This window comes from Pseudomonas sp. S5F11, from assembly GCF_019641515.1.
Taxonomy (GTDB): Bacteria; Pseudomonadota; Gammaproteobacteria; order Pseudomonadales; family Pseudomonadaceae; genus Aquipseudomonas; species Aquipseudomonas rhodesiae.
The window spans coordinates 4,807,014-4,819,133 of record NZ_JAIFJZ010000001.1 but is presented as its reverse complement, the minus strand read 5'-3'; the positions used below and the strand labels follow the sequence as shown (position 1 = coordinate 4,819,133).

12 protein-coding genes are annotated in these 12,120 nt (G+C 59.8%); 3 read left to right on the top strand and 9 right to left on the bottom strand.

What is annotated here, in order from left to right; genetic code table 11:
- Positions 1 to 85: 85 nt before the first annotated feature.
- The 8 genes from K1567_RS21740 to ffh all read right to left on the bottom strand — a co-directional run bounded on the left by K1567_RS21740 (position 86) and on the right by ffh (position 6,969).
- On the bottom strand, positions 86 to 1,390 hold the full coding sequence (locus K1567_RS21740) for a homoserine dehydrogenase (RefSeq protein ID WP_034100328.1): 1,305 nt from the start codon (positions 1,388 to 1,390) through the stop codon (positions 86 to 88).
- A gap of 129 nt (positions 1,391 to 1,519) precedes the next feature.
- Entirely contained in the window at positions 1,520 to 2,251 is a 732-nt protein-coding gene (gene dsbC / locus K1567_RS21735; RefSeq protein WP_034100330.1) for a bifunctional protein-disulfide isomerase/oxidoreductase DsbC, read from the bottom strand.
- A 140-nt stretch (positions 2,252 to 2,391) separates the two neighbouring features.
- Entirely contained in the window at positions 2,392 to 3,288 is an 897-nt protein-coding gene (gene xerD, locus K1567_RS21730) for a site-specific tyrosine recombinase XerD (RefSeq protein WP_034100332.1), read from the bottom strand.
- A 109-nt stretch (positions 3,289 to 3,397) separates the two neighbouring features.
- Positions 3,398 to 3,748: a 50S ribosomal protein L19 gene (rplS, locus tag K1567_RS21725; protein ID WP_003175895.1), complete on the bottom strand. Its 351-nt coding sequence runs from the start codon at positions 3,746 to 3,748 to the stop codon at positions 3,398 to 3,400.
- Positions 3,749 to 3,793: 45 nt separating this feature from the next.
- Positions 3,794 to 4,567, bottom strand: coding sequence for a tRNA (guanosine(37)-N1)-methyltransferase TrmD (trmD, locus tag K1567_RS21720; RefSeq protein WP_024077235.1), 774 nt, complete (start codon positions 4,565 to 4,567; stop codon positions 3,794 to 3,796).
- A complete protein-coding gene (gene rimM, locus K1567_RS21715) occupies positions 4,549 to 5,085 on the bottom strand; it encodes a ribosome maturation factor RimM (RefSeq protein ID WP_034100333.1) in 537 nt (178 codons plus the stop codon). The genes trmD and rimM overlap by 19 nt, the downstream gene beginning before the upstream one ends.
- Positions 5,086 to 5,090: 5 nt before the next feature.
- Positions 5,091 to 5,342, bottom strand: coding sequence for a 30S ribosomal protein S16 (gene rpsP / locus K1567_RS21710; RefSeq protein WP_003238923.1), 252 nt, complete (start codon positions 5,340 to 5,342; stop codon positions 5,091 to 5,093).
- A 250-nt stretch (positions 5,343 to 5,592) separates the two neighbouring features.
- The gene (gene ffh / locus K1567_RS21705) at positions 5,593 to 6,969 is read right to left on the bottom strand and encodes a signal recognition particle protein (protein ID WP_034100336.1); all 1,377 of its coding nucleotides are present in this window, start codon (positions 6,967 to 6,969) and stop codon (positions 5,593 to 5,595) included.
- A 219-nt stretch (positions 6,970 to 7,188) separates the two neighbouring features.
- Here ffh and K1567_RS21700 point away from each other — a divergent pair, with 219 nt between their 5' ends.
- The 3 genes from K1567_RS21700 to K1567_RS21690 all read left to right on the top strand — a co-directional run bounded on the left by K1567_RS21700 (position 7,189) and on the right by K1567_RS21690 (position 10,845).
- Positions 7,189 to 8,001 (top strand): inner membrane protein YpjD, encoded by an 813-nt coding sequence (locus tag K1567_RS21700; RefSeq protein WP_034100338.1) that lies wholly within the window; start codon positions 7,189 to 7,191, stop codon positions 7,999 to 8,001.
- A 12-nt stretch (positions 8,002 to 8,013) separates the two neighbouring features.
- Positions 8,014 to 9,252 (top strand): transporter associated domain-containing protein, encoded by a 1,239-nt coding sequence (locus K1567_RS21695; protein WP_169868183.1) that lies wholly within the window; start codon positions 8,014 to 8,016, stop codon positions 9,250 to 9,252.
- A gap of 282 nt (positions 9,253 to 9,534) precedes the next feature.
- The gene (locus K1567_RS21690; RefSeq protein WP_034100341.1) at positions 9,535 to 10,845 is read left to right on the top strand and encodes an MFS transporter; all 1,311 of its coding nucleotides are present in this window, start codon (positions 9,535 to 9,537) and stop codon (positions 10,843 to 10,845) included.
- Positions 10,846 to 10,928: 83 nt separating this feature from the next.
- Here the strand turns inward: K1567_RS21690 and purT are convergent, their stop codons facing one another.
- A complete protein-coding gene (gene purT / locus K1567_RS21685) occupies positions 10,929 to 12,110 on the bottom strand; it encodes a formate-dependent phosphoribosylglycinamide formyltransferase (protein ID WP_017139720.1) in 1,182 nt (393 codons plus the stop codon).
- Between the last annotated feature and the right edge of the window lie 10 nt (positions 12,111 to 12,120).

The following is a 12,120-nucleotide window of genomic DNA, read 5'->3' as shown; positions in this document are numbered from 1 at the left end:
TGAGCTTCAAGCTTCAAGCTACAAGCGGCAAGTTAAAGCTGATCGGCTTTTACTTGCAGCTTGCAGCTAATAGCTTGCAGCTGGATTAATTCAAATGTTCGACGCGAATCCGTACAACCGGCCCAACTACACCCTGGAGCGCTTCCAGTGCCTGGATGGCATCGTTAATGTGTTGTTCGAGCACACGGTGGGTCAGCAGGATCATTGGCACTTGGCCGTTTTGCTCCTCGACTTCCTTCTGCATGATCGACTCGATGTTGATGCCCCGCTCCGACAGGATGCTGGCCACCTGAGCCAACACGCCCGGGTGATCCTGGGCCTGGATGCGCAGGTAGTAGGCGCTTTCGCAAGCCTCGATCGGCAGAATCGGGTGGGCCGACAGCGAGTCCGGCTGGAAGGCCAGGTGCGGCACACGGTTTTCCGGATCGCTGGTCATGGCGCGAACCACGTCCACCAGGTCGGCGATCACTGACGAAGCCGTAGGCTCCATGCCGGCGCCGGCGCCATAGAACAGGGTCGAACCTGCGGCGTCACCGTTGACCATCACCGCGTTCATCACGCCATTGACGTTGGCGATCAGGCGGTCGGCCGGGATCAGCGTCGGGTGCACACGCAACTCGATACCCGCCGGCGTGCTGCGAGCCACGCCCAGGTGCTTGATGCGATAGCCCAAGGCTTCGGCGTAATTCACGTCGGCGGTGGTCAGCTTGGTGATGCCTTCGGTGTAGGCCTTGTCGAATTGCAGCGGGATACCAAAGGCGATGGACGCCAGGATGGTCAGCTTGTGCGCCGCGTCGATGCCTTCCACGTCGAAGGTCGGATCGGCTTCGGCGTAGCCCAGAGCCTGGGCTTCGGCCAGCACGTCTTCGAAGGTGCGGCCCTTCTCGCGCATTTCGGTGAGGATAAAGTTACCGGTGCCGTTGATGATGCCGGCCACCCAGTTGATACGGTTGGCAGACAAGCCTTCACGGATCGCCTTGATCACCGGGATACCGCCGGCCACTGCGGCTTCGAACGCCACGATCACGCCCTTCTCGCGGGCCTTGGCGAAAATTTCGTTGCCATGCACGGCGATCAGCGCCTTGTTGGCGGTGACCACATGCTTGCCGTTCTCAATGGCTTTGAGCACCAGCTCGCGGGCCACGGTGTAGCCCCCGACCAGCTCGATGACGATATCGATTTCAGGGTTGGTGGCCACGGCGAAGACATCGTTGGTAATCGCAATACCGGTCGTTTGGAACTGAGGCTTTGGCGAACGCGTGGCAATTTGCGCCACTTCAATTCCACGCCCTGCACGGCGCGAAATTTCTTCAGCGTTACGCTGAAGGACGTTGAAGGTGCCGCCACCGACGGTCCCTAACCCACAGATGCCTACTTTGACCGGTTTCACTGAAGAACTCCCCATGAAACGGCCGACGCTAGGTCGGCCGTGGAAAACAGCCGCACAACTGCGGCTTTCAATTAATGGTCCGTCGACTCATCGGCGGACCACGATCGTCAAAGATTCGACGATGCTGGTTTATTTGGCACTCAGCGCCAGTTTGGCAACTTGTGGTGCCGGCTGGTAGCCCGGAATCACTTGACCGTCCGCCAATACGATGGCCGGTGTACCGTTCACGCCAATGGACTGGCCGAGAGCGAACTGCTTGGATACCGGGTTGGCGCATTTGGCGGCCTTGATTTCCTTACCGTCGACCATCTTGTCCATCGCCGCCTTCTTGTCGGCTGAACACCACACGGCCTGCAATTGTTCATCGCCCGGCGAGCCCAGCCCCTGACGCGGGAACGCGACGTAGCGCACTTCCACACCCAGCTTGTTCAGCTCAGGCACTTCGGCGTGCAATTTGTGGCAGTACGGGCAGGTGGTGTCAGTAAACACGGTGATGTGGGTCTTGGTTTCGCCGATGGCCGGGTAGACCACGGTTTCAGCCACGGGAATGCCATTGATCAGCTTGGACACGCCCAGGCGCTCGGCTTTCTCGGTCAGGTTGACGGGCTTGCCGTCCTTGAGCTGGAACAGGTAGCCCTGGACGATGTACTGACCATCGGCGCTGGCGTACAGCACGCGGCTGCCCTTGAGCTTGACCTCGTACAGACCGGCCATGGGGCTGGCGCTGATGCTTTCGATCGGTGTGTCGAGCTGCAGATTGGCCAGGCTCTTGCGAATGGTCTGCTCGGCAGCATCATCAGCGAAGGCAAACGAGGAAACCAACGCAATGGCTGCGGCGGCAATAATCTGGGTCAAGCGCATGGGAACTCCTGAAGGCAGATGCAGGGACGGGAAGGAACACCGATCTGGAAACACGGGCCGGGACCGTCCCCTTTGCTAACCGGCAAAGCCTACCACAGTTGGGCCGCAGGGCAGCCCGTGGCGGAATAAATTGGCGGTTTTCAGCCGCGCGGATGGTGCTTGGCGTGCATATCCTGCAAGCGCGCACGCGCCACATGGGTGTAGATCTGGGTTGTGGATAAATCGCTGTGGCCGAGCAGCATCTGCACCACGCGCAAATCCGCACCATGATTGAGCAAATGCGTGGCGAAAGCATGGCGCAACGTGTGGGGCGACAACGCCTTGCCGATCCCGGCGACCTTGGCCTGGTGCTTGATACGGTGCCAGAACGTCTGACGGGTCATCTGTTCGCCACGCTGACTGGGGAACAGCACATCACTGGGCCGCCCGCCGAGCAGTTCACTGCGCGCGTCACGCATGTAGCGCTCGACCCACACAATCGCCTCCTCCCCCATCGGCACCAAGCGCTCCTTGCTGCCCTTGCCCATCACCCGCAACACGCCCTGGCGCAAGTTGACCTGCTCTAAGGTCAGACTGATCAGCTCGGTCACCCGCAGACCGCAGGCGTAAAGCACCTCCAGCATCGCGCGGTCGCGCTGGCCGATGGCTTCGCTCAGATCAGGAGCATTGAGCAAGGCCTCCACGTCGGCTTCCGACAGGGATTTAGGCAGCGGCCTACCCAACTGCGGCATATCGATTTGCAAGGTCGGGTCGAGAGCGATGAGTTTTTCCCGCAGCAGATAGCGATAGAAACCTCGCACGCCCGAGAGAAATCGCGCCGTGGAGCGCGGCTTGTAGTTCTGCTCCAAGCGCCAGGCCAAATGATCAAGGATCAATTCACGCCCGGCGTTGATCAGTTCGAGGTTCTTTTCCTGCAGCCAGCCATTGAACAGAGCCAGGTCACTGCGGTAAGCCTGACGAGTGTTATCCGACAGGCCTTTTTCCAACCAAAGGGCGTCGAGGAAACGGTCGATCAGAGGGTGGTCAATGGCAGACATGGGGGCTCGAACAGGAAAATAGATAGAAAAGAGATCCTAGCGCGGACCTTAAATCGCAGGCACAAAAAAGCAGCCCGTAGGCTGCTTTTTTCTGCATCGGAAGCTGGACTTAAGCCAGTTTTTCCTTGATGCGAGCTGCTTTACCGGACAGGTCACGCAGGTAGTACAGCTTGGCTTTACGTACGTCACCGCGACGCTTAACGGCCATGCTGTCGATCTGCGGGCTGTAGGTCTGGAAAGTACGCTCTACGCCAACACCGTTGGAGATTTTACGAACAGTGAAAGCACTGTTCACACCACGGTTACGCTTGGCGATTACCACGCCTTCGAACGCTTGCAGACGCGAACGGTCGCCTTCCTTCACTTTCACCTGAACGACAATGGTGTCGCCCGGGGCAAAGGTAGGGATCTCTTTGGTCATCTGCTCTGCTTCGAGTGCAAGGATGATTTTGTTAGTCATGCTGTGCTCCTAAGGTAAGTCAATGGACCTACCATCGATACGTTGTTAACTATCGTCCCGCGCGAGGATGTATTCCTCGAGCAGCTTCTTCTCTTCTCCAGAAAGCGAGCGGCTTTCCAGAAGATCGGCGCGTCGTTCATAGGTCCGACCAAGGGACTGCTGTAAACGCCAACGCCGGATGTGTGCGTGATTGCCACTTAGCAATACGTCGGGAACACGCTGATCCGCATACACCTCCGGTCGGGTGTAGTGCGGGCAATCCAGCAAACCATCCGTGAAGGAATCTTCCTCCGCGGAGTCCGCATGCCCTAAAGCTCCAGGCAGCAGTCGTGTAACCGCATCTATCAGGACCATCGCCGGCAGCTCGCCGCCAGACAGAACATAGTCCCCAATCGACCACTCTTCATCGACATGAGCTTCAATAAACCGCTCGTCAATGCCTTCATAGCGACCGGCAATCAGGATCAATGCTTCCTCATTCGCCAGTTCGCGTACCGCCGCCTGTTTCAGCTGACGGCCTTGAGGGGACAGGTAAATTACCTTCGCCTTCTCCCCGGCTGCTGCCTTGGCCTGAACCAACGCGTCTTCCAGGGGCTTGATCTTCATCACCATGCCCGGGCCACCGCCAAATGGGCGATCGTCCACAGTGTGATGTCGATCCGTCGTGTAGTCTCGCGGGTTCCAACAGGTAAGCTGCAACAGCCCCTGTTTCACCGCCCGACTGGTGATGCCGTACTCGCTGATGGCGGAAAACATCTCGGGAAACAAACTGATCACTTCAATGCGCAAATTAGCCACGCTTAGAAGTCCGCGTCCCATTCCACCTTCATCTCGCCCGCTGCCAGGTCGACGGCCAACACGCATTGCTCGGTATAGGGCAATAGGCGTTCGCGATCATCCAGGCTGCCAGCGCAAGGCTTGACCACCATTACATCATTGGCGCCGGTTTCCAGAAGATGATCGATTTTCCCGAGCATTTGCCCCAGTTGATCAATAACCTTCAGACCTTCCAGCTGGTACCAGTAGTACTCGCCGTCGGTCAATTCAGGGAACAGGTTGCGCGGCACGCAGATCTCATAACCGGCCAGAAGACGCGCTTCTTCACGATCATCAAGACCCTTGAGCTTTGCGACCAGGAACTTATCGCTCCCGCGTCCACTGACCAGCTCGACCTGTTTCACACTACCTTCGCGCTTGAGCGTCCAGGTCTTGTACTGCAACAGGTTTTCAGTCGGATCAGTAAAGGAATACACCTTCACTTCGCCGCGAACGCCATGAACAGAATAAATCTTGCCGATAACGATCAAATCATCAGCAACCGCTGGCGTCGCGCTCATATTGCTCAGGCTGCGGCCTTAGCCGAGTCCTTCAACAACTTGGCAACACGCTCAGAAGGCTGTGCACCAACGCTCAGCCAGTAGGCTACGCGCTCTTGGTTCACGGACAGGCGGACTTCTTGACCACGAGCGATCGGGTTGAAGAAGCCAACTTGTTCCTTGTGAGAGCCGTCACGTGGGTTGCGGCTGTCAGTTACGGTCAAGTGGTAAAACGGGCGCTTTTTGGAGCCGCCAAGGGCAAGACGGATTGTTAGCATGTGAACATCGTTCCTGTAGTCGGTGCTGCAAATCTAAATGCACAGCGGGCATAGGTGCCCGAAAGGCCGCATATTCTAAGGAATATCCGGACTTTTGCAAATGTCTTTTTCTGGCGCCTATGGGCGTACCACTCAGATCTGCTGGAGAGCCGTCGGTTAAAACAGCGAGTCAGCACCCGCCAACGGCGGGTTTGCTGGAGATCCCACATCCCTGTGGGGCGGAGCAAGAGCGAGCCCTTGCTCGAATTCTTTACATTTTCGGCATGCCGCCGCCGGGCAACATACCGCCCATGCCGCGCATCATCTTGGCCATGCCGCCTTTGGCGGAGAACTTCTTCATCATCTTCTGCATCTGCTTGTGCTGCTTGATCAAGCGGCCGATGTCCTGCACCTGAGTGCCGGAACCCATGGCGATCCGACGCTTGCGCGAACCGCTGATCAGCTCAGGGTCGCGGCGCTCGGCCGGGGTCATGGAGTTGATGATGGCTTCCATCTGCTTGAACTGCTTCTCTGCCGCGCCCTGGGCATTGCCCATCTGCGCCAGGTTCACACCACCGATGTTCGGCAGCTTGTCCATCAGGCCGCCGAGGCCGCCCATGTTCTTCATTTGTTGCAGCTGGTCGCGGAAGTCTTCGAGGTCGAAGCCCTTGCCCTTCTTCAGTTTCTTGGCGAGCTTGTCGGCCTTGTCCTTGTCGAGAGTGGCTTCGGCCTGCTCGATCAGGCTGAGCACGTCGCCCATGCCGAGGATGCGCGAGGCGATACGCTCAGGGTGGAACGGTTCGAGCGCTTCGCTCTTCTCGCCCATACCGATGAACTTGATCGGCTTGCCGGTAATCGAGCGCACCGACAAAGCAGCACCGCCACGGGCATCGCCGTCGACCTTGGTGAGGATCACGCCCGTCAGTGGCAGCGCATCGCCGAATGCCTTGGCGGTGTTCGCCGCATCCTGGCCGGTCATGGCGTCAACCACGAACAGCGTTTCGACCGGGTTGATCGCGGCATGCAGCGCCTTGATCTCGCCCATCATCTCTTCGTCGATATGCAGACGACCGGCAGTATCGACGATAACCACGTCGATGAACTTCAGCCGGGCTTCTTTAATAGCAGCGTTGGCGATGTCGACCGGCTTCTGGCTCAGGTCGGACGGGAAGAAGGTCACGCCCACTTCGCCGGCAAGCATTTCCAACTGTTTGATGGCCGCCGGACGGTACACGTCGGCCGACACCACCATCACCGACTTCTTCTTGCGCTCTTTAAGGAAGCGCGCCAGCTTGCCGGCGGTAGTGGTCTTACCCGCGCCTTGCAGACCGGCCATCAGCACGACGGCCGGTGGCACGGCGCTGAGGTTGAGGTCTTCGTTGGCAGCGCCCATCAGGCTTTCGAGTTCGGCCTGGACGATTTTCACAAACGCCTGGCCCGGAGTCAGGCTGCGGGACACTTCGGTGCCGACTGCGCGCTCCTTGACCGAGTTGACGAAGTCCTTGACCACAGGCAAGGCGACGTCGGCTTCCAGCAGTGCCATGCGCACTTCGCGCAGGGTGTCTTTAATATTGTCCTCGGTCAGCTTGGCCTTGCCGGTAACGTGGCGCAGCGTCTGCGAGAGACGGTCAGTCAAGTTTTCAAACATGCGCGATCCTTTCAGGCCCTATGGTAGACCGAGGTAATGGCGGCCCAGGCTGTGGTAAATCGCTATTAGAAACAGCGGCCGGCGAGCCTGCGGCGGGGGCAGGTCGCGGATTATAGCGAAGACTGCGCCCATGCACACCCGCTGTCTGGCGCGGGAGTCTTTCGTGGAACGCAGGTGTATGCCAAACTCAGCGCCTTTCGGGCTTGCCTAACAGGATTTATGCTCCCTTTGCCACCCAGTTTGCTACCCAGCCTCGCCGCCGCCCTTTTGTATGCCGCTGCGACTCTCTACCAGGGCACCCGCCTGGCCCAATGCGCCAAGGCCGACAAACGCCTGCTGGTCGGCCTGGGCGTCCTCGCCCTGCTGGCACATGCCGCGAGCCTGTTCACCCATTTGATGACGCCGGTCGGCCTGGGCCTGGACTTCTTCAGCGCCGCCAGCCTGATCGCCGCCGCGGTGATTGCCCTGACGCTGCTCGCCTGCTCCCGCATTCCCGTAGAAAACCTGCTGGTGCTGCTCTTCCCGCTGGGCATGTTGACGGTGCTGCTGGCGCAGTTCGCACCCACCGGCACCGTGCAGGTGATCGACGAAGAACCCGGCATTCTCGCCCACATCCTGCTGTCGATCCTGGCCTACGGCATGTTCACCATTGCCGTGTTCCAGTCCCTGCTCCTGCTGTTGCAGGACCACCAGCTCAAGCACAAACACCCATTGGGCCTGATCAAGAACTTCCCACCGCTGCAAACCATGGAGAGCCTGCTGTTCGGCTTCCTGTGGGCCGGTTGGACGCTGCTGTCGCTGTCGCTGATTTCCGGCTGGCTGTTCGTCGAGAACCTGTTCGCCCAGCACCTGGTGCACAAAACCCTGCTGGCCTGCCTGGCGTGGGTGGTGTTCAGCGTGTTGTTGTGGGGCCGCAACCGTCTCGGTTGGCGCGGGCATAAGGCAATCCGCTGGACCCTGGCCGGTTTCTGCTTGCTCATGCTGGCCTATTTCGGCAGCAAGCTGGTTCGCGAATACATCCTGCATATCTGACGGGCAGCGATCATGGACAATTTGCCCCTGGGGCCGATGCTCGCGGTAATCGCCCTGCTGGTGTTATGGGCCGGGCTGTTTACCGCCATAGAAGCCGCCCAGCAACACCTGCTGGCCCTGCGCCCTGGCACGCGCCAGGGCGACAAGGCCGCCGCCCGCCTGAATTTCCCGCGTGACAGCCTGATCCTGTGCAATACGCTGTGCCGTGGGGTGGTGGTCATCCTGTGTACGCTGCTGGCGATTTACGCCTGGGCGGCAAACGGTCCCTGGCTGGGCTGGCTGATTTCTTGCGCGGTCCTCCTGGTGCTGGCCGACTACCTGCCCCGCGCCCTGGCTACCCGTCATCCGCAAGCGGTGCTCGGCTTTGGCAATACGTTGCTGGGCGTGCCACTGAAGCTCCTCTATCCCCTGGCCTGGCTGCTCAATGGCATCAGCCTGATGCTATTGCGTCCCTTCGCCCGCAAGACTGGCGCAGTCAAAAAAAGCGACGAGCCGCTGCCCGATCACGATGACGAACCGGAGCAGGCAACCGATAAAAGCCAAGCCCACGGCATGCCCGGCATCCACGCCCTGGACAACATCACGGTCAATGACATCCTGGTGCCGCGCAGTGAAGTCGACGGCATCAACCTGGACGAACCGATCGAAGCGATCATCGAACAACTGCGCGCCTCCGAGCGTACGCGCTTGCCGGTGTTCCACAGCGATATCAACCAGGTGCAGGCGGTGTTGAATACGCGGCAGATCCAGCATTTGCTGCCCGACGCCAGCCTGACCAAAGAGGCGTTGCTCGCCGCCTGCCACGACCCCTACTTCGTTCCGGAAAGCACGCCGCTGCAGTTGCAACTGCTGAACTTCCACAAGCAGCAGCGTCGTCTGGGCATGGTGGTGGACGAGTACGGCGAAGTGCTGGGGATTGTCACCCTGGAAGACATCCTCGAAGAAATCGTCGGCGAATTCGAAAGCGAGCAAAACGCGGATAACCCGCACATCCAGGCCCAGCCGGATGGTCGTTACATCATCGACGGCGCCGCTTCGATCCGTGAGCTGAACAAAAGCCTGGGCTGGCACTTACCCAGCGACGGCCCCAAAACCCTCAACGGCCTGGTGACCGAAGCACTGGAGACCATCCCGGATTGCGCGGTGTGCCTGAAGATCGGGCGTTACCGCCTGGAAATCCTCGAGACCGAAGATAACCGCGTGAGCAAGGTGTTGATCTGGCATACCAGCAGAATGCCTGTCGCCGCATAACTTCTGATCAACCAAAATTAAACGTGGGCCCCTTCTCCACAGGTTGATTTGCACCGTGTCAGGCCTTGTTACAATTCCACGCCCCTTCCTATAATCCCTGCGGCTTATCCAAGCTCTGCCAGACCGCGTGCTACCCGCACTCAGCGCGTCCAGGCATCGATTCACCATGTCCGACCGGTGTTCGCTCCCATCCCGAGCCGCCCCGCGTGCAACCCTGATCCATGGGTGTTCGACCAATAATAATCCGCGTCCAAACGCGCAACGACCGTCAGGGATACCGCCATGAGCACCACCTATAACGAGGCCGCAACAGCCGCCCCGAGCAACTCCACCGCACGGGTCGCTACCGCGAGCATCGTCGGCACTGCCATCGAGTTCTATGATTTCTATATCTACGCCACCGCTGCGGCACTGGTGATCGGCCCGGTGTTCTTCCCGCAGAGTTCGGGCACCGCGCAGATGTTGGCGTCTTTCCTCACTTTCGGTATCGCCTTTATTGCCCGCCCGCTGGGCTCGGCACTGTTCGGCCATTTCGGCGATCGCATCGGCCGCAAGTCCACACTGGTGGCTTCGTTGCTGCTGATGGGCGTGTGTACGACGCTGATCGGCTTGCTACCCGGCTATGACAGCATTGGAGCCTGGGCGCCGATCCTGTTGTGTGTGCTGCGTTTCGGGCAAGGCCTGGGCCTTGGCGGCGAATGGGGTGGCGCGGCGCTGCTGGCCACCGAGAACGCGCCCAAGGGTAAGCGCGCCTGGTTCGGTATGTTCCCGCAACTAGGCCCTTCCATTGGTTTTCTGGCAGCCAACGGCCTGTTTCTGATCCTGGCCATGAGCCTGAGCGACGAACAGTTCCGCAGTTGGGGCTGGCGCATCCCATTCATCCTCAGCGCCGCGCTGGTGATGGTCGGTTTGTATGCGCGTCTGAAGCTGCATGAAACGCCGGTGTTCGCCAAGGCCGTAGCCAAGCAAGCACCAGTGAAAGTGCCGCTGGTGGAGCTGTTCAGCCAGCATTGGTTGCCAGTGCTGCTGGGCGCCGCGTCGATGGTTGTGTGCTATGCGCTGTTCTACATCACCACCGCATTTTCTCTGAGCTATGGTGTTTCCACCCTGGGTTACAGCCGCGAGACGTTCCTCGGCCTGCTGTGCTTCGCCGTGTTGTTCATGGGCCTGGCCACGCCGATTGCCGCCTTGGCCAGCGACCGCTATGGCCGCAAACCCGTGCTGATCGTCGGTGCGATTCTGGCGATTCTGTCCGGTTTCACCATGGAACCACTGCTGACCCATGGTTCCACCTGGGCCGTGGCCTTGTTCCTGGCATTGGAGCTGTTTCTGATGGGCGTGACGTTCGCACCGATGGGCGCCTTGCTGCCGGAGCTGTTCCCGACCCGCGTGCGTTATACCGGGGCTTCGGCGGCGTATAACCTGGGTGGCATCGTTGGCGCATCGGCCGCGCCGTTTTTCGCGACCAAGCTGGTGGCGATGGGCGGGCTGAGTTATGTCGGTGGATATGTGTCGGCAGCGGCACTGCTCAGTTTGATTGCCGTGCTGTGCCTGAAGGAGACGCGGGATAACGATTTGAACAGGGTGGGCTGATAGGCCGCTATCGGGGGCAAGCCCCCTCCCACTTTGATTTGTGAATACAGTCAAATGTGGGAGGGGGCTTGCCCCCGATGCTTTTAGAGTTCTACAACAACCGCTTTGGAAGCACGGGTAGCCTTGGCCCGAGCCGCTTCAATCGACTCATCCCGCGCCAACGCCACACCCATGCGGCGCTGGCCATTCACTTCTGGCTTACCGAACAGACGCAATGCCGTATCCGGCTCGCTCAAAGCCGCGCCGAGATTGGCGAAAGCGGTCTGGGTCGACTGCCCTTCCACCAGGATCACCGCCGACGCCGATGGCCCGAACTGACGGATCAACGGGATCGGCAGGCCGAGAATGGCGCGTGCGTGCAAGGCGAATTGCGACAGGTCCTGGGAAATCAGGGTCACCAGGCCGGTGTCATGCGGGCGCGGCGATACTTCGCTGAACCACACTTGATCGCCCTTGATGAACAATTCCACGCCGAACAAACCACGTCCGCCCAGAGCCTCGGTCACGGCCTTGGCCACGCGCTCGGATTCGGCCAGGGCAATCGGGCTCATGGCCTGTGGCTGCCAGGATTCCTGGTAGTCGCCTTTTTCCTGACGATGACCAACCGGCGCGCAGAACGTGGTGCCGCCGATATGGCGCACGGTCAGCAAGGTGATTTCGTAGTCGAAATCGATAAAGCCTTCGATGATCACCCGGCCTTTACCGGCACGTCCGCCTTCCTGGGCATAGTCCCAGGCTTTCTGCACGTCATCGGCGCTGCGCAACAGGCTCTGGCCCTTGCCCGACGAACTCATCACCGGCTTGACCACACACGGGAAGCCCAGGTCCTGAACGGCCTTGCTGTAGTCCTCGAAGGTGTCGGCGAAGTGGTACGGCGAGGTCGGCAGGTCCAGCTCCTCGGCGGCCAGGCGACGGATGCCTTCACGGTTCATGGTCAGCGACGTGGCGCGTGCGGTCGGGATCACGGTGAAGCCTTCGGCCTCCAGCTCCACCAGGGTAGCGGTGGCGATGGCTTCGATTTCCGGCACGATGAAGTGCGGTTTTTCCGCTTCGATCACCGCACGCAAGGCGGCGCCGTCAAGCATGTTGATCACATGACTACGATGGGCCACCTGCATGGCCGGCGCATTGGCGTAACGATCCACGGCAATCACTTCAACGCCCAGGCGTTGCAGTTCGATTACCACTTCCTTGCCCAGTTCACCGCAGCCACACAGCAAAACGCGGGTCGCGGTTGGCGACAATGGAGTTCCGATTCGGGTCATCTCAGGTCCT